Raw genomic sequence first — 23,322 nt, forward strand, 5'->3', positions numbered from 1 at the left:
TCGACCTGGTCGACAACCGATAATTTAAAAGTCAGTGTGTAATCACGCTGACTGCGCTTCGTGCCCGTATCCATTGCACCTTCCTGAAAAGAAGTCAGAAGGTGTAAACCTTATTCAGGACGGGACACTGCACACAAGATGGCCAGCTTCTTTCCGGAAGTACCGGTTATTTTCGAAGTGGACGGTACTGTTCCCCACTACCACATTCCGTTGCTGCTCAGCCCTTATGGCTTTTCCACTTACCGTGGAAATTAAGGAATAGGCGAGAATAGATAAGAGCCCGAATGCAGAACCGGGCTCTTTTTATGTGCCAGCATCACTTGAGTTCGAAATCCGGCCAAAGAACAGACGTTCGGACTGGTTTTCCTTTCGAATCAGAAACTCGCTTTTACCGAAACCATGAAGTTACGCGGATCCCCATAGTAGTTACCGAAAGCCTCGGTCCCGATGGTGGCGTAGTAGCGTTTGTCGAACAGGTTATTGCCGTTGAGCGCCACCGACCAAGTGTCGTCGATGCGGTAGCCGATGCGGCCGTTCCAGATCGCATAACCTGACTGGCTGATTTTCTCGCCACTGGACGCAGACACCCGGAAGTTGTCGCTTTGCGCGTTCACACCGGCACCGATGGTGAAGCGTTCCAACGATCCGCCCAAGGCGTAGTCACCCCACATCCGCAGCATATGCCGAGGCACGTAACTGTTGAACGCGGCGCCGTTCAGGCTGCTGTCGATGTCATCCAGGGTTTTGGTCTGGGTGTAGGTGTAGCCCGCGAGCAATTGCAGGCGTTCGATGACTTCACCGCTGATCTCGGCCTCAAAACCCTGGGCGCGAACCTTGCCGGCATTGACGTAGCAGTAACCGTCGGAGGATGGGCAGGACGAGTTGAAGTCCGTCTGTGCCTGATCTTTCTGGATCGTGCGGAACAGGTTGAAGGAGCTGTTCAGGCGACCGTCGTACCAGGCGCCCTTGATCCCCAGTTCATAGCTCTGGCCAACCAGCGGTTTGAGCGCCGAACCATCCTCGGAGCGGTAGTTGCCTTGCGGGGTAAAGATGTCCGAGTAGCTGGCGTAGGCCGTCAGGTTCTCGTTGAGGTCCAGCAGCACGCCGGCAAATGGCGTGACTTGCCCGGTCTCGGTGGTACTGGCGTGTTCCGAAGTCCCCGTGTTGATGAAGTCGGAGTCGGTATCGGAGTTGTACCAGCTCACCCGGGTGCCGACCACAAAGGTCAACGGATCGGCCAGTTTCAACCGCAGTGTCGAGTAAACGCCCTTCTGTTTGGTCACTGAATTGACCGGCCCGCCGCGAGACGAGTTATCGATGAAGTAGCTGTCAGCCGGCTCCGGGATATGTTTGTCGGGGTTGAACACGTTTTGCCGTTGCGGCAGAAACGCCACCGAGTAGAAGTCGTCCTTTTTCGAACGGCTGGCGTTGAAGCCCACGACCAACTCATGTTTCTGACCGAACGCGTCGAACTTGCCATCGACGTACGCATCGAGGCCGTAATCGACCTGATCGTAATCGTACATACTGCCGAGCATGCCGGTGGTGTTCGTGCCGGGAGTCACCGCGCCGGAAGCGAATGCGTATTTGATGTCCTGGGTGTTTTTTGTATAGACGCTGGCGACCTTGAGGCTCCAGTCGTCGTTGATCTGATGCTTCAGATCACTGAACACCGTGGTGCGCTTGCTGCGCCATGTATTCCACGAAGGATCGAGACAGGTCGAGCGGCTGAGTTTCAAGTCACTGCGATCCCGGTAACGCGGCAAGCCGCCCCAGCAAGGGTTGGCGTCGACGTCTTCATAGGCAACGCCCAACCCGAGGGTTGTGTCGGGGCTCAGGTCCGCGTCAAGCGCGCCGTAATACACCTGATCCTTGCGACTGGCGTCATCGACAAAGTAATGCCGACTCTGCTCGGCCACCACCGCCCGCCCGCGCAAGGTGCCGGTTTCGTTCAGCGGGCCACCGGTGTCGACCTGGCCACGGTAGTTGTCCCAGCTGCCGCCGGACAGCGTGATTTCGGTGTGCGGGGTCGTCTGCGCGCGTTTGCGCACGAAATTCACCCCGCCAGCGGTGCCACCCGAGCCTTTCATCATGCCCGCCGCACCACGAAGGATTTCAACGCGATCGTAATAGGCCATGTCACCGCTGAAACTGTCGGCCTGCACGTAGAGGTTGCCCATGTCCAGCGGAACGCCGTCGTACTGATACTGGCCGGACATCCGGAACCCGCGCGAATAAAAGTATTTACCGCCCATGGTCGAGTCGTAGACAGTAATGCCCGGGCTCTTTTCCATGACCTGGTCGATGGTGTTCAGGTTCTGGTCGTCGAGCATCTTGCGGGTCATCACTGTGACCGATTGCGGCGTCTCCCTGAGCGAGTGCTCGCCCTTGCCGATGGTCACCGCACCCGTGGTGTAGGAGCCGCTGTTTTCCGTGGTCGCACCGAGCATTTGCCCATTGATGTTGGTGGCGCCCAGTTCCAGCGCCGAGCCGGTCGCCGGTGCCGGACGCAGCACATAAGTGCCATTGCCCTGGGGTTCGGCTTGCAGGCCGCTGCCGGCCAGAATCCGCGCAAACCCTTCGCTGATACCGTACGTACCCTGGAGCCCGGAGGATTTCAAGCCATCGGTTTGACGCGCATCAAACGAAAGCGCCGCACCCGCCGCGCTGGCGAAATGACTGAGGACTTCGGTCAGGCTGCCGCCCGCGATGTCAAAGGACTTGACCGAGTTTTGCTGTTGCGCCGGTAACTGAGCCGCCATCGTGACGTTTGACCATACGCCCGCGGTCGTTGCCGCCAATAGCCCGAGCTTTACTGCTGTCGTCAACCGACCCGGTTTGTACACCCGAAACATGCTTACCCTCCCCCAAAAGACGATCTGTAAAAACTCATTGAGGGATGAGCCGAACGGTGCGCATGAAAAGTGCAAACCCACACATACTTTTTTAATTCACTGGAAAATCGCATTGGCAGGTGGCGACACGGTGACCCAAAAACGGCTGTACCGCGCGATGTGCAGGGAGAACCCGCTCTCCAGCGCCGCCAGTGCCAGGTCCGTGTCATCAATGGGAAATGCGCCGGACACCTTGAGCTGTGCAATGCGCGGATCACAGCGCAGCACGCCGGTGCGATAGCGAGAAAGATCGGCCAGCAACTCGCCCAAGGGACGATTGATCGCAATGATGCTGCCTTGGTGCCAGGCACCGACTGAAGCATCGTTGCGCCGGACAGCGCCCACCGAGTGTTCATCGAAAGCCAGGGACTGGCCGGCCTCCAGGCGCAACGCCGAGCCACTACCCGCCGAACGGACCTCCACGGCCTTCTCGATCACGGCCACCCCACCACTCTGCTCGGCGCAGCGGACGATAAATCGCGTCCCCAGTGCCAGCACCTCTCCATGACGAGTCAGGACTTTAAAGGGCCGTTGCGAAGGATCGACGGCGGTTGTCACCAGGATTTCGCCGCGCAACAGTTCGAGCGTACGTTGACGACCATCAAAGCGCAGGTTGACCGAGGTATCGGTGTTCAGCAGCAAGGAACTGCCATCCGCCAGGCGATACTCACGGCGCTCACCCACTGCGGTGTGAAAATCGGCAAACAGCGCCCGGGAGGCTTCACTGCGCCAGCCCAACCAACCCAGTGAGCCGGCTGATGCGAGGACCAGCACACTGCGCAACACCTGACGCCGGGATTGATCAGCGCCGCGTAACGCGGGTGCAGCCAGGGAGCCCGGCACGCTCGCCATCTGCTCGCCGACGTCGACCATGCGCTGCCAGGCCTGGTGATGAGAAGGATCCGACATCAGCCAGTCATTCCAGGCGGCCCGATCGGTATCAGTCGCGACACCCGAGCGAAGCCGGGCGTACCACTGCGCGGCGACGCCAATCACTTTCAACTCGGCAGGCGACAGGCTCATGCCAACTCCAACCGGATCTGCATCAGGCAGCAATGTTCCATGGCCTTGGCCATGTAGTTATTGACCGTGCGGGAACTGATGTTCAAACGCTCGGCGATCTGCGGGTATGTCAGGCCGTCGAACTGGGACAGGATGAACGCCTGCTTGACCTTCGGCCCCAAGCCTTGCAGCAGCCGATCGATTTCCACCAGGGCCTGCAACAGGATCGCCTGCTCCTCCAGCGACGGCTGCTGCCATTCGGGAATGGCGGCCAAGGCTTCCAGATAAGACTGTTCCAGCGATCGTCGACGAAGCAGGTCGATCAACAAGCCTTTGGCGATCATCGACAGGTACGGTCGCGGCTCGCGGATCTCCAGCGCGTTACGAGCCTTGATCACCCGAACGAAGGTGTCCTGCGCCAGGTCCGCCGCATCGAACGCATTGCCCAGGCGCTTGCGTAGCCAGCCCTTGAGCCAACTGTGATGGTCGCAATAGAGATCGTGAACGGCGCTACGCAGGGATAATTCGTTGGCGGACATGACGAGGGAGTCATTCGTTACTGATAATGACTCTTATTGTCATGCGCACTGCGATTGATTTGCAATAGCCATATGCCGTTGCCAGGGAAACTCGCCGCCCGCTGCTTTCGAAGTCACATCGTTGATCCTTTCGATAAGTGGTTCACGCAAAACCTACGCCATGTATATTTATTGACATACGCAGCGAATGCAAAATAGCATGAATTCATACGGGACGTATGCTCTACCCACTTCAAGGAACGACATCCTCGAAACCCGCAGTAAATCTGGAGCATTTATGATCGACAGCCTCGCTGGATACCAGTCACCGTCCCTGATTACCGATGCAGCCACCCGGGAATCGCTCAATGCGTTTATCGCCAAGGTGCTTGATGGCTTTTCCACCCCAGGCTCAGATGTCGCCAAGCATTTCGCCGACCCTGACGTGGCGATCGCCGGCTCAGGCCTTGACGAGTACTTCATGGGGACCGAGGCCGTTCAAAATGGCGTGACCTGGGTGAGCACCTTGAACATTCGCTGGGAGCCAAAACTGGTGGTGTCCTGGATGCGCGCAGACATTGCCTGGGCGCAGATCCGCATTGATGGCCACACGATTGAAAATGGCGAGCCGACGGTCGTCCAGTACGTCGCAACCGGGGTCTTCCAGCGCAAAGGCGACAGTTGGACCTGGCTGTACTGGGGCGGCGGCGAACCGCAGAAAGTAGCCCGGCTGTAACACGACCTTTTCAGCAAGGTCGACAGGCGAGACAAGTAAAAGAAAAGAGCCCCTGATCCAGGGGCTCTGTTTATAGGGCTTTGGCCCAATCGCGCAGCAAATACTTCTGGATCTTGCCGGTGGAGGTTTTCGGCAACTCGCTGAACACCACGGTTTTGGGCAACTTGAACCCCGCCAGATGCTCACGGCAGAAGAGGATGATCTCGGCCTCCCGGGTGTCCTGATAACCGGCCTTGAGCGTGATGTAGGCACAAGGCGTTTCGCCCCACTTTTCGTCCGGGCGGGCTACCACGGCGGCCTCCAACACGGCCGGGTGACGATAGAGAACGTCTTCAACCTCGATGGTGGAAATATTCTCCCCGCCGGAGATGATGATGTCCTTGAGGCGATCCTTGATTTCGACATAGCCGTCGGGGTGACGAACCGCCAGGTCGCCAGTATGGAACCAGCCACCCTCGAAAGCTTCGGCTGTCGCTTGGGGGTTCTTCAGGTAACCCTTCATCACCGTGTTACCGCGCATGAAGATTTCGCCAACCGTGATGCCGTCGCAGGGGACCGGCTCAAGGGTTTGCGGATCGGCCACCATCAGCCCTTCCAGGGTCGGATAGCGCACGCCCTGGCGCGACTTGATCTTTGCCCGCGCGTCCAGCGGTTGTTCATCCCACTGCGCATGCCAGGCGCACACGGTCACCGGGCCGTACACCTCGGTCAGGCCATAAACGTGGGTGACCTTGATGCCCATCTCCTCGACCGCGCCAATGACTTTGGCCGGTGGAGCGGCCCCCGCCAGCATGGCATCGACCGGATGATCGATGGTGGCCTTGGCCGAGTCAGGCAAGTTGACCAGCCCATTAAGCACAATCGGCGCCCCACACAAATGGCTGACCCGATGTTGCCGGATCAGCGTGAGAATTTTTTGCGGGTCGACGCGGCGCAGGAATACGTGCGTCCCGGCCAGCGCGGTGACCGTCCACGGATAACACCAGCCATTGCAGTGGAACATCGGCAATGTCCACAGGTACACCGGATGATGCCCCATGGCCCAGGTCATCTGATTGCCCAGTGAGTTGAGATAGGCTCCGCGATGGTGATAGATGACGCCCTTCGGGTTACCCGTGGTGCCGGAGGTGTAGTTGAGCGAGATGGCTTGCCATTCGTCTTCCGGCCATTGCCAGGAAAACTGCGGGTCACCTTCAGCGAGGAACGCTTCGTAATCCAGCGAGCTGACGGGGCTGCCTTCGCCGTATTCCGGATCGTCCACATCGATCACCATGGGCGGATGCGAGAGCAGGCTCAAGGCCTCACGAATGACCACGTGGAACTCACGGTCGGTGATCAACACCTTGGCTTCGCCGTGCTCAAGCATGAAGGCAATGGCCTGGGCATCCAGGCGTACGTTCAAAGTATTGAGGACTGCGCCAATCATCGGCACGCCGAAGTGAACTTCAAGCATCGCGGGAATGTTCGGCAGCATGACCGCCACGGTGTCGCCCTTGCCGACACCCCGTCCGCCGAGCGCACTGGCAAGCCGCCGGCAGCGATCATAGGTTTGTTGCCAATTGCGCCGGATGGCGCCGTGGATCACGGCGGGATAATCACCATAGACAGCGGCAGTACGCTCGATAAAGCTCAACGGGGAAAGGGCGATGTGGTTGACTGCCGAGGGCGCCAGGCCCGTTTCGAAAATCGACATGAGGTTTTCCTGTTGGGAGATCACCAGCCTGTTTTGCGGTGCTGGAAACCTCCGATGGCTGATTGTTAGCTCTGATCAGGTTTCGATAACGCCCCCGCCCGATTGGCGAGGGCGCTGCAACGGTAAAATCGAATCAGGCGGTTTGCTTCTTGTTTTTGCGCAAGAACGACCGCCAGGTCATGGCCCAATGTTCAGGGTCTTCCAGCGGTGCGCTCTTGAGCCGGTGGATCGCCTGGTTATGCGGCGAAGTCTTGACGATCTCCGGGTTGGCGTATGCCTCGTCCGAGATGTGCGCGAGCACTGCAATCCAGGTGTCCAGCGCCTCTTTGCCGTACATTTCGCCCGGTTCCGGGGTGAAGGGCTCAGGCACCAGCCACGGGTGATGACTGCTCCACATGGGATCGATGCCGAAGTCGCTCATGCGGTTCTGCACATCGTGGACGTCGACGCCGGTGTCTTCCTTGAGCTGCTCAAGACTGTAGCGTGTCATCTCCATCCGTGGGCTGGTGGCATCCGGATGTGAACGGGTCACGCCACGAATCGCCAGCAGGCCTTTTTCCATGTAGTTATTGGCCAGCACCGAAATGTCGGACGCTTCAGCCATCCCCGCAGCCCCCATGGCCCGAGACCAGGCATAGGCCTTGAGGATCACCGGAACGTTGCCCCAGAACTCACGGATCTTGCCGGCGCTCTGCGGACGGTCGTAATCCAGGCTGTAGCGCTCACCATCGAAAGCCACCACCGGTGCCGGCAGGAACGGCGCCAGTTCCGCCGAGCAACCATAGGCGCCCACAGCCGGGCCCCCTACTCCACTTTTTGGCGCGCCGAAGGTTTTGTGCAGCATGAACATGCACGCATCGAAGCCGAGCTCGCGGGCACGAATCTTGGTCATCGCGCCATTGAAGTTGGCGTGGTCGTAGAAGCACAAACCACCCGCTTCATGCACCACCCGCACCCACTCGCGGATCTGCGGGTTGTACACGCCCATGTCGTCGGGATTGTTGACCATCAACGCGGCTGTGCGATTGGACACGGCGGCCTTGAGGGATTCAAGCGACGGGTAACCGTTCTCCTCAATCATCAGGGTGATGACCTTGAACCCGGCGGCAGCGGCGGTTGCGGCACTGCTGGGGTGAGTCTGGATCGTGGTGATGATCTCGTCTCGCTGCGCCAGTTCACCACGGGAAGCATGGTAGGCGCGGGTCACGGCGCAACTGGTGTAAGCCGCGTCGGCACCGCCGCCCGCCTGGAAGATGAACTGATCCATTCCGGACAGCTCGCGCAGAATCGTGTCCATGCCGTGCACCACTTCGAGCGCGCCTTGCAGGGTGTCTTCGTCCTGATACGGGTGAACGTGGGTGATTTCCGGACGCCAGGCCATCGCCTCGTTGATCTGGGCGTTGTACTTCATGGTGCAGGTGCCGAACAGGCTGATGTTCATCATGCCCAGGGTCTGTTGCGACAGGCGCAGGTAGTGATACAACACCTCGGGCTCGGACATCTCCGGCAAAGCCGGTTTGCTCGTACGCCGCATGCTCGCCGGAATGAGTCCATCGGCGCTGCCGACAGCCGCCTGCACACCGGACTCGACGTCTGAAAAAATCACACCGCGACGGCCGGGATAGCCCATCTCCAGAACGACGGGTTCGCTCCAGACGGGAGCGTGGTATTCCTTGAGTGTTGTGCTCATTGTGCGATTACCTTTTTGAGTGCATCGGCCAGACGCTGAAGATCGGCCTGGGTGTGAATCTCGGTGACGCAGTAAAGGGCGCTGGCCCCAAGCGCTGGAAAATCCTGTGTCAGGTCTTTGCCGCCGAAGATCCCGAGCGCGAGCAAGCGCTTGTTGATGTCTTTCACGCTGACGCCGGCTTCGTCGAAATTCACCACGAACTCCTTGAAGAACCCGGACGGGAATGTCACGCGCACGCCTGGAATTTCACCCAGCAGCTTCGCGGCGTAGTGCGCCCGTTGCAGGATGATCCGGCCCACGTCCTCAAACCCTTTCGGCCCCATCATGGCCATGTACACGGCATTGGCGATGGCCCACATGTACACCGAGTGCCCCGTCCAATCGTTACCCTTGTCACGCAAACCGTAAGACGATTGCTCGAACAGACTCAGGCCAAAACCATATTCACCGGGCTGGGTGGTTTCGGCGATGCTGATGAACAACGTCGGGTATTGATGCGCGTAGAGTTCTTCGTCGCGAGTCGCGATGAAGCCGCTGACACCGCCCCCGCAGTTCATGTGCACGCCGAGCGGTTGCGTGGTGCCGACCACGATGTCCGCGCCGAAGTCGATCGGTGCTGCCAGTACACCCAGCGAGATGGGATCGACACCGACGATCACCTCGGCGCCAACGGCATGGGCAATGGCGGCGATCTCGGCGCCTTGCTGTTCGATCACACCGAAATAGGACGGGGTTTCAAAATAGACGGCAGCGGTTTGCGAGCCGATCGATGCACGAAGATGATCGAGATCAAGCAATCCGGTCGCCGGGTCAAAGTCGACAAGACGCACAACGATGTGGCCCGGCATATCGATCGGCTCGCAGTAATTGCGGATGATCGACAACCGCTCCGGGTCGATGGCACGTACCACCGCCACTTCGTTGCGCCCGGTAATGCGCGTGGCCATGCGAATGGCGTGGCCGGCGGCGCAACCCCAACTGCGCACCGGCAGGCCGACCAGATCCATGTTCAGCAGCTCGCCGAGCTGGCTGCAGAATTCGAACCAGGCCTGATTGCGACCGTGGTCGGAGCTCGGCTCGCCGAACACCGACGTCAGCCACTCATTGCGACGCACAACCTCGTCACACGCCGCCGGAACGTGATGCTGCCAGCAACCGGCGCCCAGGAAGTTGAGGTTCTGCTCGCAGGTCTTGTTCTTCGACAGCGTACTGACCAGGTGCCGCCGCAGCTCGTTCTCAGTCAATGCTGGCGGCAGATCAATCGGACGTTGCAGCCGATGTGCCTCGGGGATCTGCTGGAACAATTCCTCGATGCTGTCGACACCGATTGAGTCGAGCATTTCCTGTTTGATGGCAGGAACGGAGTTCGCCATATAGGGGTGGGCGACATGATTACTCATGGGGTTATCCTCGTTTTTTCGGATGAAACAAATGATCAGGATCGAACCCTGAAAAAGACGGACCGGTCTGGCCCTGTATGCACGCGTATGTGGCCGCTGAGCATGGCGTCGACGTGTGCGTCACCGGTGTCGACGCGCAGGCACCCGGCGTCGAGGGAGAGGAGCTTGTCCATCGAGGTGATCACGAGGATCTGCTCGCGCCCCACCTGGCGGATGACCTCGGCACTGATCTGCTGATTGCCACGGCCGAACAGGCTGCCGTGACCGCCCAGGACGCCGACGATGATGCGGGTCTCGCGCCCCGCCATCAGGCGGATCAACTCGTGCTCATTGAGATCAGAGCCCACCAGCGCACCGTCCATGACCGCGTCTACACCAAGCAGCGTCGAAGGCAGGCCGAGTTCGGTCATGACGCGCCGTGTCGTCGTGCCTGGCCCCAGCAGGTACAGGCAGCCAGGTTTCATCTCCCTGACGACTTGTCGGGAAACTGCGTCAAGCGACATGTTTTCGTTGGCCACGGAACCGGCCTTGGCGTTTTGCGTCAGGTGGCGCTCGTGCGGGCTGCGTGCGTAGCCATACAGGCGCGCCGAGACCTGGTCGTTGCGCATGGCGGCTTCATCGATGTCCATGACCTCAGCCTCGCGAAACCGCACGGAGGATTCTGCGGCCACAAACCGTGCGGCAAGATTTCCGGCGTTTTCCGGGTTGGTGCCGAAGACGGCGGAATACATTTTCACGCCCGTCGGGATACCCAGGATGGGAACGCGATCGGCGACCATCGCCAGCACATCCCGCGCCGTACCATCGCCCCCGGCGAAAAGCAGCAGATCGACAGAGGCGTACGCCATGACGAGCGCGGCATTGCGGGTGTCATCCGGCCGGCTTGATCCGGGTGATGACGCGTACACGACAATCGGCTCGAGGCCGGCGGCGCGTGCCACATCTTCGCCCAGGTCCCCGGAACCGGTAACCAGACGAAACGGCGTTGTCGAAGCAGCCAGGCGCTTTAGCGCGAGCAAAGTCCGCTCGCTCGAGACCGGCCGCGCACCACGACGCCTTGCTTCCTGCAAAATCTCGGGGCCATCGGTGCCTTTGAGTCCCACTGGCCCGCCCATACCGGCGACAGGATTGACGATCAATCCGAGGGTTTTCCCCGGGCCTTGATTACGCATTGAAATATCTGAATCGCGCTGTTCACGCATTGGTCGGTATCCTGTGCTGAAGGGCGGTACTTCAGAGCCTGTGAACACATCTGCCAGGCTCATTGCATACGCCGCGTATGTCGGACACAATACGACATACGCGAAGTATGTCAACTCACATACGCAACGAATGTTAAATTTTTTATAGAGGAACACGAGCGATGGCGCAGAAGCGTGCGGACATGATTGCGGAGACTCGCGGCAAACTGATCAAGGCTGCGCGAGAAGCATTCGCCGCGAAGGGATACGCGGAAAGTTCGATGGATGACTTTACCGCCCAAGCGGGTCTGACCCGTGGCGCGCTGTACCATCACTTCGGTGACAAGAAGGGCTTGCTGCAGGCGGTCATCGCCCAGATCGACGGGGAGATGATGGAGCGCCTGTCGGTCATTATCGAAGCGGCGAGCACGACCTGGGACGGGTTTATCGATGAGTCCATCGCTTACATCAAGATGTCCCTGGAGCCGGAAATCCAGCGCATCGTGTTCCTCGATGGGCCGGCGGTGCTGGGCGACCCATCGCAGTGGCCGAGCCAGAGCGGGTGCATCCGCAGCACACAACGCAGCATTCAAAAGCTGATGGATGAAGGGACCATCCGGGAGGTCGACACCGAGGCAACAGCGCGTCTGATCATGGGTGCTCTGCTCGGTGCCTCCCTGTGGATTGCGCATGCAGACGACCCGCAAACCGCCTCCGAGAAAGCGGGCGAGAGTTTCATCGCATTGGCGTCCGGGTTGCTGAAGTCCGGCGAGTCGGCGAAGTAACCGACAGTCGACTCGCGCGGCACCGCTTATCCGCATGAGGGTGCCGCCGCACGCACAGGCAACCCAGCCCCACCCGCGCTACCCGTCGGTTGGGGTTTACGATGCAAAACGCGATCGGCCCACAGTAGAACTAATGCCGACAAGCAAATCAGCACACCACCCAGACCCTGGTCCAGTTGCGCGCTCATGGCCCCGTGACCGTGCATGGAATACAACACAGGGCTGAACAACAGCATCACACCCACCAGCACCTGCGGTAATGCTACCGCCAGACTGAAGCACCACTGCTGGCGCAGAGAAACGTCCGCACGCTGGCAGTAACGGCCCATGACCCGGCACAACCAAAGGCCGCTAAGCGCCATGGCCCACTTCATCAACGCATACAACGCGGCATCGTCCATCAGTCTTTGATGCAGTTGCGGCAGCATCCATACGCCGCTCATTGCACCGAAGACGATGGCCACCCAAATGCGCACCCCCTTCCCTTCTTTCTTGAAGCTTGCTTCAACCGGCGACTCGCGGACGGCGGCAAACAGCAGCAGGACGGGCGCCAGGTGGTGAATCAAAGCGCTTTGCAGACAGTGCAGCCAAACACTGTGGCGTGCAGCGGCATCCAGCGCTGGCTGCAGGCCAACCAAAAACACCAGCGCCGCACCGCCCAGCAGCAGCGGTTGACGCTTCCAGCCTTTGGGTCCCCCGCTCGTCCAGCAAACAAACACGCCAACCACCAGCAACTCCAGCCAGATCCAACTCGAAAATCCAGGCATGACGACACCCTCGACCCAAGCGCCGAGGCGCTTGGGTACCCAGTTGATTGAGGCCTGATCAGGCGTTGTGTTTGCAGCAACTGGCCGGCTGGCCGTCCTGGACACTGGCGTGGTCCCTGCTGGCCGGCAAGTCCATGGCCGGGTTGCCGTTGAAGAAGTTATTCGGCTTGAGCTTGAAGCCGACGTACTCCACTGGCATCACCGGAAAATCCTCCGGCTTGCAGATGTGGGTGTGGCCGAAGGTATGCCAGACCACCAGGTCCTGATTGAGGATTTCGCGATTGTTCTGCGTGTACACCGGGAGACCATCACCCCGATGCTGGTTGGGGTAGTCGCCAGAACCGTAACGCTCGTTCGGTGCGTAAGGCGTCACCCAAAGATGCTTGCTGGCAAAGCCGGCGCGTCGGCCAAATGAACTGTCGGGTTGGGCGAGCATCACGGGATTGTGCTCGGCCATCAGCTTGTAGCCGGGATGATTGCCGACCGCATTCTTGATGTTCGGATTGATGATCTTCCAGAAGCGCCCCGTCTGACCGTTGGCCTCCCGGGCCGCCTCCAGTTCATGGGTAAAGGTAGTGGTCACGCTGTCGAAGACGTTGCCCCAGGTATTGCCCTCGCCTTGCGGGCGCGACTGGAAATTGGTCTCGGTCACCGAGTTGTGCTCGCCATCGACCATCATGTGCAAACGCGCACTGAAAAAATGCTGATGGGTCGGGCCATAGAATTCGGGGGTGACCATGCCGCCGCCACTGGCAGGGCGTTGGCCGGGCGCCAATGCGGCGGTCTGGATGATCCCGGTCAGCTTGGCCTCGAGTTCAATGGTGCCGTCCTGATACAGGTACCAGAAGAAGCCATAGTCGTAGTTGGCCACGGTGCAAAAGAAGCTGATCACCAGGCGCCGGGAACGACGCATTTCAAACACGCCGGTGCGAAACTCATAGTGTTTCCATAGCGTGCCGTAGTCCTCCTCGTGCATGCAGATGGCGTTCTTCATGACGAAGGGTTCGCCCTGATCATTGACCGAGGGCACATCGAAATAGCGAATCGCACCCAGGCAGTCACAGCCCAACTCCAGTTGGTTGGCCAGGCGACCGAGCCCGTATTCGCCACCGTCGAAAGCACATTTCCAGTAATGATTCAGCGCGTTGTCCGAATAGGGCACCCCCATGTCGGTGACACTGGCTCGGTACAGGATCGGCCGAACCACACCGCTGTCCCGGTAACCCAGCTGATGCAGGACCAAACCTTCACGGGGGGTGAAGCCGACACGGAACTCCCAGTTCTGCCAACTGACTTTCCAGTCATCGACGCTGAAACTCACGCCTTCAGGCTGGGTGATGTGCAACGGCTTGAGCCCATCACGCGGCTGCCCCAGGGAAGCTGAATCGTAGTTGATCGTTGCCTTGGGAATCGGTGTCAGACGGCCGTCATCCAACAGCTCGATCACCTCGCCTTTGTTCAGATCTATGATTGCCACCAGCCCTTCGATCGGGTGTGCGTAGCCATTGTCGGTCAGCTTGTCGCGATAAAACGCGACACCGCGCATCAGCCGTTTGCCTCGGTAACGGTCTTCATCGCCGAAATACCCGAAGGACCAGGGATCAATCTGCACGTTTTCGATATCGGCGTCAGTCAGGCCGCGGCGCTTGACGGCCGCACGCCATGCGGGATCGTTTTGCACGGCTTCCACGCACAAGTCGAACTCCTCGATCATGATCGGTGCGTGCCCTTGGGTGTCGATGTCGAGCGGTTGCCAATGAACAAGGGTTTGGCTATTCAAATCGACCAGCGCTTCGAAAGTATTGCCGGTCAATTTATCCAGCACCAACGCAAATGCTCGTCGCGAAAACGATTGGCCGGGAACATGGGCCAACACCTCCTGTTTGTCCGGCTCGGCGAGGTGCAGATAAGGGAAGCGGCACTTATCGTGAAGATTTTTTTCCCGCTTGAGGATGCTACTCGCCAAGGCAAGTTCCTGTAGCGAAAGTGGGTCGAGCGGATGGGACGCGGTCGTAGTTTTAAGATTCACGTTCATGCTTCGTAAGCTTCCAGTTAAACGGACTTTAGGATGTAAGGCAGTCATCGCAAGAACAAACGCAGTGCTACAGCATCTAGTGGGCTGTTAAATCAATAATTATTTTTTACGGCCTTTGATCACGCCGTAGACAAACAGCACGACAAACAATAATGGCGTTCCATTGACCCAGGCTGACTCGCTTCCGGTCAGTAGCCCGTAGTTCAAATAAATCAGGTAAACAGCCACGCTAAGTCCGGCCAGCGCTAACAGTGGGCTGACCAGAATCTTCAAATACCGGCGATCGCTGATTTTTTTGAAATGGGCAATCACGGCCAGCGAAATAAATGCCTGCAATCCAATCAGCCCAAGAGTCGCCAACGCCAGCGTGACCGGGAAGAGAAAAACAAAAGCGTCGTGGCCCAGCGATGTTGGCACTGCGATACATATCGCCACCAATATCGTCACCAAAAGACTGGCATTGGCTGGAGAGTTACGTTGTGGATGTATATTCGATAGCACACTCGGCAAGTGTTTATCCTTGGCAAGGACATGCACATATCGAGTGGCTGCATTATGAAGGGACAACAAACACGCAAAGTTACTGGTGCACAACATGATCGATACAATGGTCGCGGCGGTTCCGCCAAGGCGCGTCGAGAACAGGTTGATCACCAGTTCACCTTGAGCCGTCGCCGCTTCACCCTTGATTGCCTCAACCCCGATACCGCCGACGATCAGCCAGATAATGACAAAGTACGCGACTGCCACCAGAGCCACGGCCAGACGTGTCGCTCCGGGAATGGATTTTTCCGGCCGCTTGGCTTCCATTGCATAGAGCGCTGCGGATTCGACGCCGAGGAAAGCGGCGAGCGCAACCATCAGTCCGACCCCCAATCCCGGCGACGTTATGGCATCCATCGAGACAGCCTGAACGGGAAAAGCGGCAAAGCCTTGATCCATGAAGATGGACAGGCCCAGCAGAAACAGCATGAAGAACTCGGCAAGCACCAATGGAACGAGGACTTTGGCGGCAAAATCAATATTGGCGCGGCCCAGATACGAGGTCAGCGCCATGAACAATACAGTCCAGGACATCCAGCCAATGTCCACGCCAAATGTTTGCAGGGTCAGGTTTGTGTAGTAACCCGACACGATCGCCAAGGCGATGGTAATTGCCAGATAAGAGGCTAACGCTACCCAAGCCGCACCGGCGCCGACTCTTGGGCCAAAGACCACCGACAAATACTTGTAAAACGCGCCTGCCCCCGGGATTGCGCGAATCAGTTCGCCATAGCCCACCGAGAAACAGACCATTAAAAACCCCGCAATCAGGAAGGTTCCGGCAAGTCCGGCACCGTTGCCGAGTTGAAAACCGATGGGGGCGGCCGTGAGAACGGCGCCTAAAGGTGCAGCCGCTGCAATCACCAATAATGCGATCTGATAAGTACCCAGATTGCCCTTCAGCTTTTCCCCGACCAGAGGCGCTTCTTCATGCAGGGATTCGGTTAGCTCTGTCATCACAAATGCTCCACTCTATTATTTTTATGGATCACGGAAACGGATCGATGCAGTAGCGTCCTTGCCGTTAATTCGGTTTTAGTTACATGCCAACACTGACTGTCTCGGGGATCGTGCTGGCGCCATCGATCACAATTTGCGCACCGTTGATGTAACTGGACTCCTCGGACGCGAGAAATGCCGACAACTCACCGACTTCATCGGGTCTGCCCAGACGTTTCATTGGAATCGCCGTGGCCAGTTCATCCAGAACCGACTTCGGGTCATCCGGATTGACTTGCCTGGCAACCTGTTCGGCCATTGGCGTCCATATGAAGCCTGGGCAAATGGCATTGACCCGGATGTTGTGTGGCGCCATTTCCACCGCCAGGGCTTTGGTGAAGCCAATCAGGGCGGACTTGGACAGCGCATAAGCCACTTCACCCGGATCCGCCGTCATGTCACCGGTGACGGACGACATCACGACAACCGACCCACCGCCGGAATCGATCATGTGCGGCAGCACCGCACGCGCGGTATGCCACGCACCCTTGATGTTGACGTTGATATGTACATCCAGCTCCGCATCGCCGGAATCAAGAAACTTGGCGAGACGGCAAACGCCAGCATTGCAAACCAGTGCATTCAACTTGCCGAACCGCTTCATGCCTTTTTCAGCAATCAGCCGCATGGCCTGGGGATCGGTGACGTCAGCTACTTGCGCAAGGACTTCCACGCCATAGGTATTTTGAATGTCTGCGGCAACTTCATGGATTGATTCATCGAGATCGACCAGTATCAAGTTGGCGCCGTATTTCGCGTAAATAGTGGCGTGAGACTTACCCATACCTTTCGAGGCGCCGGTTATAAACGCCACTTTTCCATTTAGCTTACTCATGATTTTCTCCAATTTCGGACAAAGTGATAACGCCATACCTGGGCAGCGCCCACGTACGTTATTCAGAACTTATTTGCTAAGTGTTCTTCGTTGTTCGATAGAACTTCAGTGTTTCGGAGGGGCGCTCGCCAAACAGGGTTTTGTAGTAGGTACTGAACATGCCCATGTGCCAGAAGCCCCACTTGGCGGCGACTTCACTGACCAAGGTCGACTTATCGCCGCCGATGAGCTCCGCCCTGACGCCATTCAATCGAATGTAACGCAGATAAGTCACAGGACTCAGGCCCAAGACCTTGTTGAAGGCGTAGTGCAACGAACGATGGCTGGTTCGCAATCCCTCGCACAAATCGTTGACCGTTAACGCCTCACCTTTTCTTGAAAGAATGTAACTGCGCGCACTGTCGACCACATGGCGATGGACGAATTGTTCTGAGTGGGACTTCTTCGACACGTCCAAGTCGGCGGTCATGCCAAGAAGAAGCTGCATGATGTCGAACGTCATCTGCTTTCTGGCGGGCTCCGACTTAAGAATTAGAGGGTTTGCCTCAACTGCACGGAAAAAGTTATCAAAGCCTTGTCTGAAGGACGCGCACTTTTGCGGCGATAGCGAGCTGACCTCTTTGGTACGACTAATGACACTTCTTTCATCAAACTCGTCATCCAGAGAATACTTTCTGAAAGCCTCGACATCGACAGAAGCACCGTAGATATCAGAAAAGCCCGGCGTCTTGAATTTGAGCTCGGAATCCGGACGAAGAAAGAATACCGAATCAATGCAATCAAGCTCTCTGCCACACCAATAACCATTGCCCCGCAACGCAATCGGAATGCCCAAGGCGAATTTTCCGGGAAGCGTCTGGCCATGTTGATCAACGGCCTGGTTCATCACTTCACGGAAGATCTGCACTGTACCCACGGAAATTTCAGTGACCGAACCGGCGAACTGCCCAGGACTGATCTGCAAGTATTCCTGCTGCCATTCCGATAAGGAGTTCGCCAATACGCTTGCATCGCAGACAGAAACGCACTGCAGACCTGCTTTTGCAGCCGCAAGCGGAGCATTCCAATGAATGGGTCCTGCTTCGTGAGATTTTTGCTGGACCGGTTGCGATCGCATGGCATATCTCCTGGGCGCATCAGTGATCTTTTATTATTCGAAATGGCGCTTGACAGCGCCAATCGAGCCTGTGCCTCGCGTCCTATGCTCAATGGCTACAGTTTCAAATTTACACGATGCTTCAGGACCCGGGGCTGCAATGCCCGAGATTGCGCATTTTTTTGATAGCCCGGCGCCTACCCCTTCATGAATCGTCGCAAAAACAGACCTTCCCATCTAATAACTCATTTTCGGCACGCCTTATTTTTGTAAAGATTACGGTCCGCCAACGTCACCCGACAGTCGAATGCCGGGCGTGACGCCAAGCCGCAAAGGACAGCCCCGTCCCAAGGAAACCCCCAATGCCCCCTGGCAAACGTGAAATGGCGCGAATCGAGCGCCGTTTGATTAGCTCCCTCACCGAAGCGTGCGAAACAGCAAAAGGTGAAATCAATGGCTTCACCTGGCTTACCCATACCGCCGATTTGGACGCACTGACTGAAACGCTGAAGATCACTTGGGTATTCGAAACCCAGGCGGATAAAAAACTGGCTCAGGCCAACGCAAAGGCGCGCATTTTTGAGCTGACGGCCATGGCGTTGAACGAGGCAAACATCGACCTGACGCCATCAGACCTCACGGTCCGATTCGACTCTGAGGAGGAGTGCCAACGCACTCAACGTGGCGACTGGCACAAGCGTCTGGCAAGGTGATTGACGATGGCAAAAGAAATCGAAAACCCCTGCATCTCGGTTTGCCAGCTGAGCGGCGATCTGTGTGTGAGTTGCGGCAGAAGCAAGGAAGACATCAGGAAGTGGAAACGCATGAAGCGGCCGGAAAAAATGGCCGCTGTGCAAAGGGCGAATATGCGTTTGAAAGGCCTGAAGAAAACGCAGTGATCGTCAGCGAAGGACGAAAACGCGTACCGGTTCGCCTACATTCGCGGGCCGGAGGGCATCATCGTCGCGCAAACGGGAACGTTAGCGCCCCAACCAACTGCCGCGGAACACTGCCATTGCGCAGTGGTAGCTAAGCCAGTAATTCGGCAATCCATCGGGCCTGTCGGGCGACGTTCTGGACCTTGTCCTCAGGTACAGCCTGCCGCGCCTTGGCAAAGTGGCTGAGTGTCTTGTGCTTTTGTCGCAGCAGGCGCTGCCACTTGCTCAGGAACGCCGGGCTGCGCGCCTGCATTTGCAACGGACCGAAGTACAGTTCCTCAGCCGTATACCGCACCGGACCGGCGCTTTCGGCGACGATGATTTCGTAGTCGAAGCGGTTTTCGCGCAGCACTTCCTCGAACATGATGCGGTAGCCGTTGTTCATCAGCCATTGGCGCAATGGCTGCTCGCCGCCGTTTGGCTGCAGAATCAGTCGCTCCTGCCCGCTCAGGCGTGCCTTGCCGGCGTCGAGAATGTCGCGGATCGTCTCGCCGCCCATGCCGCAGATGCTGATCGCGTTGATGTCGTCTTCCGGCTCGATTGCCGCCAGGCCATCCGCCAGACGCACAGTGATCTGAGCGTCCAGAGCGCTCTCACGCACAGTGCGCCTGGCCGCGTGGAACGGCGTCAAGGCCACCTCGCCCGCCACCGCCTGCGCGATGACGCCACGGCGCAGCAGCGCGACCGGCAGGTAGCCGTGATCCGAGCCGATATCGGCCAGTCGCGAACCTGCTGGCACCTGCGCCGCCACGCGCTCCAGGCGCATGGACAATGTCTGTTCGTTCAAAAGCAGCCCCTGTTCGCTTCAAACGTCCGGCACCTGAGTCCGGATCGGGAGGCGATTCTGTCGAGCTATGTCGCACATTTCAAATTTATGCGACCGGAACCCCGGCTGTGCTCGGCACCGTCGATTCTTGAACGCTTTCTTCCGCCAGTTTCAACCGGTCGGCCTTGCTGATGTATTTAGGCTTTTTCGGCGCCAGTTTGGCGCTGGCCTTTTTGGCCTTTTCCTTGAACAGCTGCTGTAACTTCTTTTGGCGATTCATATTTTTCTACTCGGCGATCCTTGGGCAACTTGAGCGCCACTTTAGCAAACGCGCTGGACGGCAGGGTAACCAAGTGAGCCATTTTCAGGCTCACGTGCCTGTGCCCTGCCCAAGCGGCGGTTAATCGTAGAACGGTTCAACCAGGGTGCGGCTGCCGACAAAAAAGCTGTCGGCAACCAGGCGCAGTGGCTGGAGGTCCAGGTCACTGGCTTTATCGCCGATCAGCTCTTGGAAGTGTCGGTAAACCGCCGCGTACTCGCCCTCCTCCGATACGGTCTGGCGCACCCCGTCAATGCTCAGCAGCGCGCCGCCGTTGTCCAGTCGCAGGACGCCTTCGGTGCAGCGAACCTCGATGCTCCAGAGTTCGTCATGACCGTGATCGAAATCGAATTCCGCGCGGACATCGAGGTGGCGTGCGTCAGACATTTTGATCGAAGCGGCAATCGGCGACTGGCAGTTGTCAGGGACGCGCAGTTGCGCGGATTCGACAAACAGCGGCAGTGCCAGCAAATGGGTGACAATCGACAAGGCGTTGATACCCGGATCGAAAACGCCCAGGCCGCCGGGTTGCCAGATCCAGGCCTGGCCGGGGTGCCACTTGCGCACGTCTTCCTTCCAGTCGATCTGCACACTTTGCAAGGTGCGGCTGGCCAGCCAGTCACGGGCGGCTTCGATGCCTGGCGCGTAGCGTGAATGCCAGGCGAACAAACCGCTGACGCCTTGCTCGGCGGTCTGATTAACCAGCGCCATGGCTTCGCCCAGCGTGGCACACGGCGGCTTTTCCACCAGCACATGTTTGCCTGCGGCCAGTGCTTGCTGCACCAGTGCAAATCGCCCTTGCGGCGGTGTGCAAAACGCAATCGCATCAACCGGCGGGCCGCTTTCCAGCAGCTCGCCAAGGGAGCGGAAATTCTCTACGCCAGCACAGGGCTGCCCTTGCGTGGCGACAGACACTAACTGGAACGCCGGGTTGGCGAGGACAGCGGGAACGTGTTGATCCTGAGCAATCTTGCCGTAGCCCACCAGACCGAGACGAATCGGTTGCATCAATGACTCCTGATTTGTTCGTTTTGTTTTGATCAGCGAACTGGCGAGATTACGTTTGAATCGCGAGGAAGTCATTGATGGCGTGCTTGCGGATGAAAGTGGCCTGTGCTCCAAGGCCTGTTGCAAGCCGCTCAACGACTGAAACCAGGGTGGCGAACCGGGTCACTCTGTATCACTGTGTATCTCAATCCCGTCCCGATACACGGGCTTGCACCTGGCCAGCGATTCGACACAGGCCAGATACGTCACCGCATTCAAATGCAAGCAAGGTTAGAAGGGGCTCAGCCAGACCCCTGGCCAATGGCTTGCAACGGAGACATCACCATGAAGATGGCAATGCAGAACAACACCAAAGGCAAAACCCGCCGCCAACTGGTGGGTTCCTCGATCCTCGCATTCACCCTGCTAGGCGCGTTCGGCGTGGCCCAGGCGCAAACGGCCACCGCCGGGCAACCCGCCGCGGCCACCGCCGGCACCCGTTATTCGGCCCCCTCTCCGTTCGGCCCGCTCAAGCATGTCAACGCCGGCCTTCTGAGCGTGGCGTACGCCGAAACCGGTCCGGCCGACGGGCCCGTGGTCATTCTTCTGCACGGCTGGCCCTACGACATTCAAAGCTATAACGACGTCGCACCACTGCTCGCAGCCAAGGGCTATCGCGTGCTGATGCCGTATGCCCGTGGTTACGGCGAGACGCATTTCCTGTCTGATAAAACCTTGCGCAATGGCCAGCCCGCCGCCCTCGCCAGTGATGTCATCGACTTTATGGATGCGCTGCACATCAAGCAAGCCGTGCTCGGCGGCTACGATTGGGGCGCACGTTCGGCCGATATCGTCTCGGCGCTGTGGCCGGAGCGGGTCAAGGCGCTGGTTTCGGTCAGCGGCTATCTGATCGGTAATCAGGCGGCCGGCAAAAATCCATTACCGCCCAAGGCTGAACTGCAGTGGTGGTATCAGTTTTACTTCGCCACCGACCGTGGCCGCGCGGGTTACGAGAAAAACACCCACGATTTCGCCAAGTTGATCTGGCAACTGGCTTCGCCGAAATGGGCGTTCGACGACGCGACCTTCGACCGCAGCGCCAAGGCGCTGGAAAACCCCGACCATGTTGACATCACCGTGTACAACTACCGCTGGCGTCTGGGCCTGGAACAAGGTGAAAGCCGATACGACGCGCTGGAGCAGAAACTCGCCACCGCGCCCTCCATCAGCGTCCCGACCATCACCCTTGAAGGCGATGCCAATGGCGCGCCACACCCTAACCCTGAGGATTACGCCAAGCGCTTTACCGGCAAGTACGAGTTCCGCCTGATCACCGGCGGCATCGGCCACAACCTGCCGCAGGAAGATCCAAAGGCGTTCGCCAAGGCGGTGATTGACGCGGATCACCTCTAAGGTCGATCCGGAACGCGCAGAGGTCCTGACCTCTGCGCGTTTTCACGGTTGATCTTCAGTGCGCCCCGTGCTGTCACGATCACGCTCATATCGCCGCATAGACGGGAACGCCGGCAACCAGGACTCGCGCCGAAGGCTCCAGAGCTCGTAGGTGGGCGTCAGCTGATCGGGAGCATCGAGGGCACCGAGGCTGACTTCGATCTCATCGGCGCTGCGTCCGAACACGGACGAGCCACAACGCGGACAGAAATGCCGCCCGGCATAATCGCGGGTCTCTCCTTCGATAGTCACCGCATCCTCGGGAAAAATCGCTGACGCCTGAAACAGCGCACCGCTGTGCTTGCGGCAGTCAAGGCAATGACAGATGCCCACCCGGTGCGGGCGCCCCGACGCCACAATCCGTACATGGCCGCAAAGGCAACCACCCGTGAATCGTTCCATGTTGCGTCTCCTCTGAAATAGAGTCTCGCACAACCCTGAGTCCCGGCCTTCGCCGCAATACAAGACATCACACAGAGTAAGGAATGAATATGTTTAAAGACAATCATCCAGGACCCGCAGGTAACCTGCCGAGTGATTGAAATCTGGATGAAGATAAGAAAATGGCAGGGGCGGCTGGATTCGAACCAACGCATGGCAGGATCAAAACCTGCTGCCTTACCGCTTGGCGACGCCCCTGTAGCTGTTGCTGTTGCTGTGAGTGCCTGGCACTCATTTCTGACTTC

At 58.4% G+C, this 23,322-nt stretch carries 22 protein-coding genes, 1 tRNA gene and 1 pseudogene; 6 read left to right on the forward strand and 18 right to left on the reverse strand.

Translation table 11 applies throughout. The features are described 5' to 3' along the window. Nucleotides 1-132: 132 nt before the first annotated feature. A pseudogene (locus BVK86_RS27680) lies at nt 133-255 on the forward strand (hydroxyisourate hydrolase); the annotation flags it as partial. 119 nt (nt 256-374) lie between these two features. Here the strand turns inward: BVK86_RS27680 and BVK86_RS27685 are convergent. The 3 genes from BVK86_RS27685 to BVK86_RS27695 all read right to left on the reverse strand — a co-directional run bounded on the left by BVK86_RS27685 (nt 375) and on the right by BVK86_RS27695 (nt 4,435). After that, nucleotides 375-2,855 carry a TonB-dependent siderophore receptor gene (locus tag BVK86_RS27685; protein ID WP_075949410.1) on the reverse strand — a complete coding sequence of 827 codons (2,481 nt, stop codon included), beginning with the start codon at nt 2,853-2,855 and terminating at the stop codon, nt 375-377. 96 nt (nt 2,856-2,951) lie between these two features. Continuing rightward, nucleotides 2,952-3,917 carry a FecR domain-containing protein gene (locus BVK86_RS27690; protein ID WP_075949411.1) on the reverse strand — a complete coding sequence of 322 codons (966 nt, stop codon included), beginning with the start codon at nt 3,915-3,917 and terminating at the stop codon, nt 2,952-2,954. Continuing rightward, nucleotides 3,914-4,435, reverse strand: coding sequence for a sigma-70 family RNA polymerase sigma factor (locus tag BVK86_RS27695; RefSeq protein WP_075949412.1), 522 nt, complete (start codon nt 4,433-4,435; stop codon nt 3,914-3,916). Before BVK86_RS27695 ends, BVK86_RS27690 begins: the two co-directional genes overlap by 4 nt. A gap of 277 nt (nt 4,436-4,712) precedes the next feature. On the opposite strand from BVK86_RS27695, the gene BVK86_RS27700 reads away from it, so the two are divergent. Beyond that, nucleotides 4,713-5,150, forward strand: coding sequence for a nuclear transport factor 2 family protein (locus BVK86_RS27700; protein ID WP_075949413.1), 438 nt, complete (start codon nt 4,713-4,715; stop codon nt 5,148-5,150). Between the two features lie 70 nt (nt 5,151-5,220). Here BVK86_RS27700 and BVK86_RS27705 read toward each other — a convergent pair whose 3' ends face one another. From BVK86_RS27705 to BVK86_RS27720, 4 genes are all read right to left on the reverse strand, one after another. Continuing rightward, complete coding sequence (locus BVK86_RS27705; RefSeq protein ID WP_075949414.1) at nt 5,221-6,843, reverse strand: acyl-CoA synthetase; 1,623 nt, start codon at nt 6,841-6,843, stop codon at nt 5,221-5,223. A 133-nt stretch (nt 6,844-6,976) separates the two neighbouring features. Beyond that, the gene (gcvPB, locus tag BVK86_RS27710) at nt 6,977-8,533 is read right to left on the reverse strand and encodes an aminomethyl-transferring glycine dehydrogenase subunit GcvPB (protein WP_075949415.1); all 1,557 of its coding nucleotides are present in this window, start codon (nt 8,531-8,533) and stop codon (nt 6,977-6,979) included. Continuing rightward, complete coding sequence (gene gcvPA, locus BVK86_RS27715; protein WP_075949416.1) at nt 8,530-9,933, reverse strand: aminomethyl-transferring glycine dehydrogenase subunit GcvPA; 1,404 nt, start codon at nt 9,931-9,933, stop codon at nt 8,530-8,532. The genes gcvPB and gcvPA overlap by 4 nt, the downstream gene beginning before the upstream one ends. Before the next feature lie 35 nt (nt 9,934-9,968). Further along, nucleotides 9,969-11,135, reverse strand: a complete 1,167-nt coding sequence (locus BVK86_RS27720; protein WP_075949417.1) for an ATP-NAD kinase family protein — start codon at nt 11,133-11,135, stop codon at nt 9,969-9,971. 161 nt (nt 11,136-11,296) lie between these two features. On the opposite strand from BVK86_RS27720, the gene BVK86_RS27725 reads away from it, so the two are divergent. Further along, entirely contained in the window at nt 11,297-11,899 is a 603-nt protein-coding gene (locus BVK86_RS27725; RefSeq protein ID WP_075949418.1) for a TetR/AcrR family transcriptional regulator, read from the forward strand. A 26-nt stretch (nt 11,900-11,925) separates the two neighbouring features. Here the strand turns inward: BVK86_RS27725 and BVK86_RS27730 are convergent, their stop codons facing one another. The 5 genes from BVK86_RS27730 to BVK86_RS27750 all read right to left on the reverse strand — a co-directional run bounded on the left by BVK86_RS27730 (nt 11,926) and on the right by BVK86_RS27750 (nt 18,195). Continuing rightward, nucleotides 11,926-12,666, reverse strand: coding sequence for a cytochrome c oxidase assembly protein (locus tag BVK86_RS27730; protein WP_075949419.1), 741 nt, complete (start codon nt 12,664-12,666; stop codon nt 11,926-11,928). A gap of 58 nt (nt 12,667-12,724) precedes the next feature. Next, complete coding sequence (locus BVK86_RS27735) at nt 12,725-14,749, reverse strand: primary-amine oxidase (protein WP_341865039.1); 2,025 nt, start codon at nt 14,747-14,749, stop codon at nt 12,725-12,727. A 51-nt stretch (nt 14,750-14,800) separates the two neighbouring features. Further along, complete coding sequence (locus tag BVK86_RS27740; RefSeq protein WP_075949421.1) at nt 14,801-16,201, reverse strand: APC family permease; 1,401 nt, start codon at nt 16,199-16,201, stop codon at nt 14,801-14,803. Between the two features lie 82 nt (nt 16,202-16,283). Beyond that, nucleotides 16,284-17,078: an SDR family oxidoreductase UcpA gene (gene ucpA, locus BVK86_RS27745; RefSeq protein ID WP_075949422.1), complete on the reverse strand. Its 795-nt coding sequence runs from the start codon at nt 17,076-17,078 to the stop codon at nt 16,284-16,286. Nucleotides 17,079-17,154: 76 nt separating this feature from the next. Beyond that, nucleotides 17,155-18,195, reverse strand: a complete 1,041-nt coding sequence (locus BVK86_RS27750; protein ID WP_075949423.1) for a helix-turn-helix domain-containing protein — start codon at nt 18,193-18,195, stop codon at nt 17,155-17,157. 341 nt (nt 18,196-18,536) lie between these two features. Between BVK86_RS27750 and BVK86_RS27755 the strand changes: the two genes are divergently transcribed. Beyond that, complete coding sequence (locus BVK86_RS27755; protein WP_075949424.1) at nt 18,537-18,887, forward strand: hypothetical protein; 351 nt, start codon at nt 18,537-18,539, stop codon at nt 18,885-18,887. Nucleotides 18,888-18,893: 6 nt separating this feature from the next. Then, nucleotides 18,894-19,073: a DUF1289 domain-containing protein gene (locus BVK86_RS27760; RefSeq protein WP_075949425.1), complete on the forward strand. Its 180-nt coding sequence runs from the start codon at nt 18,894-18,896 to the stop codon at nt 19,071-19,073. A 130-nt stretch (nt 19,074-19,203) separates the two neighbouring features. Here the strand turns inward: BVK86_RS27760 and BVK86_RS27765 are convergent, their stop codons facing one another. The 4 genes from BVK86_RS27765 to BVK86_RS27775 form a co-directional block, all read right to left on the reverse strand. Further along, nucleotides 19,204-19,899, reverse strand: a complete 696-nt coding sequence (locus BVK86_RS27765; protein ID WP_075949426.1) for a tRNA (adenine(22)-N(1))-methyltransferase — start codon at nt 19,897-19,899, stop codon at nt 19,204-19,206. 85 nt (nt 19,900-19,984) lie between these two features. Then, on the reverse strand, nt 19,985-20,158 hold the full coding sequence (locus BVK86_RS27770) for a DUF2986 domain-containing protein (RefSeq protein WP_075949427.1): 174 nt from the start codon (nt 20,156-20,158) through the stop codon (nt 19,985-19,987). Next, nucleotides 20,076-20,252: a hypothetical protein gene (locus BVK86_RS29915; protein WP_162279037.1), complete on the reverse strand. Its 177-nt coding sequence runs from the start codon at nt 20,250-20,252 to the stop codon at nt 20,076-20,078. The genes BVK86_RS27770 and BVK86_RS29915 overlap by 83 nt, the downstream gene beginning before the upstream one ends. Before the next feature lie 26 nt (nt 20,253-20,278). Beyond that, complete coding sequence (locus tag BVK86_RS27775; RefSeq protein WP_075949428.1) at nt 20,279-21,205, reverse strand: Gfo/Idh/MocA family protein; 927 nt, start codon at nt 21,203-21,205, stop codon at nt 20,279-20,281. Between the two features lie 324 nt (nt 21,206-21,529). Between BVK86_RS27775 and BVK86_RS27780 the strand changes: the two genes are divergently transcribed. Continuing rightward, complete coding sequence (locus BVK86_RS27780) at nt 21,530-22,597, forward strand: alpha/beta fold hydrolase (RefSeq protein ID WP_075949429.1); 1,068 nt, start codon at nt 21,530-21,532, stop codon at nt 22,595-22,597. Nucleotides 22,598-22,639: 42 nt separating this feature from the next. Here BVK86_RS27780 and BVK86_RS27785 read toward each other — a convergent pair whose 3' ends face one another. Both BVK86_RS27785 and BVK86_RS27790 read right to left on the reverse strand, forming a co-directional pair. Then, on the reverse strand, nt 22,640-23,038 hold the full coding sequence (locus BVK86_RS27785) for a GFA family protein (protein WP_075949430.1): 399 nt from the start codon (nt 23,036-23,038) through the stop codon (nt 22,640-22,642). 162 nt (nt 23,039-23,200) lie between these two features. After that, nucleotides 23,201-23,275, reverse strand: a tRNA-Gln gene (locus BVK86_RS27790). Nucleotides 23,276-23,322 lie beyond the last annotated feature (47 nt).

It is taken from the genome of Pseudomonas reinekei, assembly GCF_001945365.1.
Classification (GTDB): Bacteria; Pseudomonadota; Gammaproteobacteria; order Pseudomonadales; family Pseudomonadaceae; genus Aquipseudomonas; species Aquipseudomonas reinekei.

Bases quoted from the DNA above. Each gene is read 5' to 3' on its own strand.
- BVK86_RS27685 (WP_075949410.1), bottom strand. From the start codon at position 2,855: ATGTTTCGGGTGTACAAACCGGGTCGGTTGACGACAGCAGTAAAGCTC.
- BVK86_RS27690 (WP_075949411.1), bottom strand. From the start codon at position 3,917: ATGAGCCTGTCGCCTGCCGAGTTGAAAGTGATTGGCGTCGCCGCGCAG.
- BVK86_RS27695 (WP_075949412.1), bottom strand. From the start codon at position 4,435: ATGTCCGCCAACGAATTATCCCTGCGTAGCGCCGTTCACGATCTCTAT.
- BVK86_RS27700 (WP_075949413.1), top strand. From the start codon at position 4,713: ATGATCGACAGCCTCGCTGGATACCAGTCACCGTCCCTGATTACCGAT.
- BVK86_RS27705 (WP_075949414.1), bottom strand. From the start codon at position 6,843: ATGTCGATTTTCGAAACGGGCCTGGCGCCCTCGGCAGTCAACCACATC.
- gcvPB (WP_075949415.1), bottom strand. From the start codon at position 8,533: ATGAGCACAACACTCAAGGAATACCACGCTCCCGTCTGGAGCGAACCC.
- gcvPA (WP_075949416.1), bottom strand. From the start codon at position 9,933: ATGAGTAATCATGTCGCCCACCCCTATATGGCGAACTCCGTTCCTGCC.
- BVK86_RS27720 (WP_075949417.1), bottom strand. From the start codon at position 11,135: ATGCGTGAACAGCGCGATTCAGATATTTCAATGCGTAATCAAGGCCCG.
- BVK86_RS27725 (WP_075949418.1), top strand. From the start codon at position 11,297: ATGGCGCAGAAGCGTGCGGACATGATTGCGGAGACTCGCGGCAAACTG.
- BVK86_RS27730 (WP_075949419.1), bottom strand. From the start codon at position 12,666: ATGCCTGGATTTTCGAGTTGGATCTGGCTGGAGTTGCTGGTGGTTGGC.
- BVK86_RS27735 (WP_341865039.1), bottom strand. From the start codon at position 14,749: ATGACTGCCTTACATCCTAAAGTCCGTTTAACTGGAAGCTTACGAAGC.
- BVK86_RS27740 (WP_075949421.1), bottom strand. From the start codon at position 16,201: ATGACAGAGCTAACCGAATCCCTGCATGAAGAAGCGCCTCTGGTCGGG.
- ucpA (WP_075949422.1), bottom strand. From the start codon at position 17,078: ATGAGTAAGCTAAATGGAAAAGTGGCGTTTATAACCGGCGCCTCGAAA.
- BVK86_RS27750 (WP_075949423.1), bottom strand. From the start codon at position 18,195: ATGCGATCGCAACCGGTCCAGCAAAAATCTCACGAAGCAGGACCCATT.
- BVK86_RS27755 (WP_075949424.1), top strand. From the start codon at position 18,537: ATGCCCCCTGGCAAACGTGAAATGGCGCGAATCGAGCGCCGTTTGATT.
- BVK86_RS27760 (WP_075949425.1), top strand. From the start codon at position 18,894: ATGGCAAAAGAAATCGAAAACCCCTGCATCTCGGTTTGCCAGCTGAGC.
- BVK86_RS27770 (WP_075949427.1), bottom strand. From the start codon at position 20,158: ATGAATCGCCAAAAGAAGTTACAGCAGCTGTTCAAGGAAAAGGCCAAA.
- BVK86_RS27775 (WP_075949428.1), bottom strand. From the start codon at position 21,205: ATGCAACCGATTCGTCTCGGTCTGGTGGGCTACGGCAAGATTGCTCAG.
- BVK86_RS27780 (WP_075949429.1), top strand. From the start codon at position 21,530: ATGAAGATGGCAATGCAGAACAACACCAAAGGCAAAACCCGCCGCCAA.
- BVK86_RS27785 (WP_075949430.1), bottom strand. From the start codon at position 23,038: ATGGAACGATTCACGGGTGGTTGCCTTTGCGGCCATGTACGGATTGTG.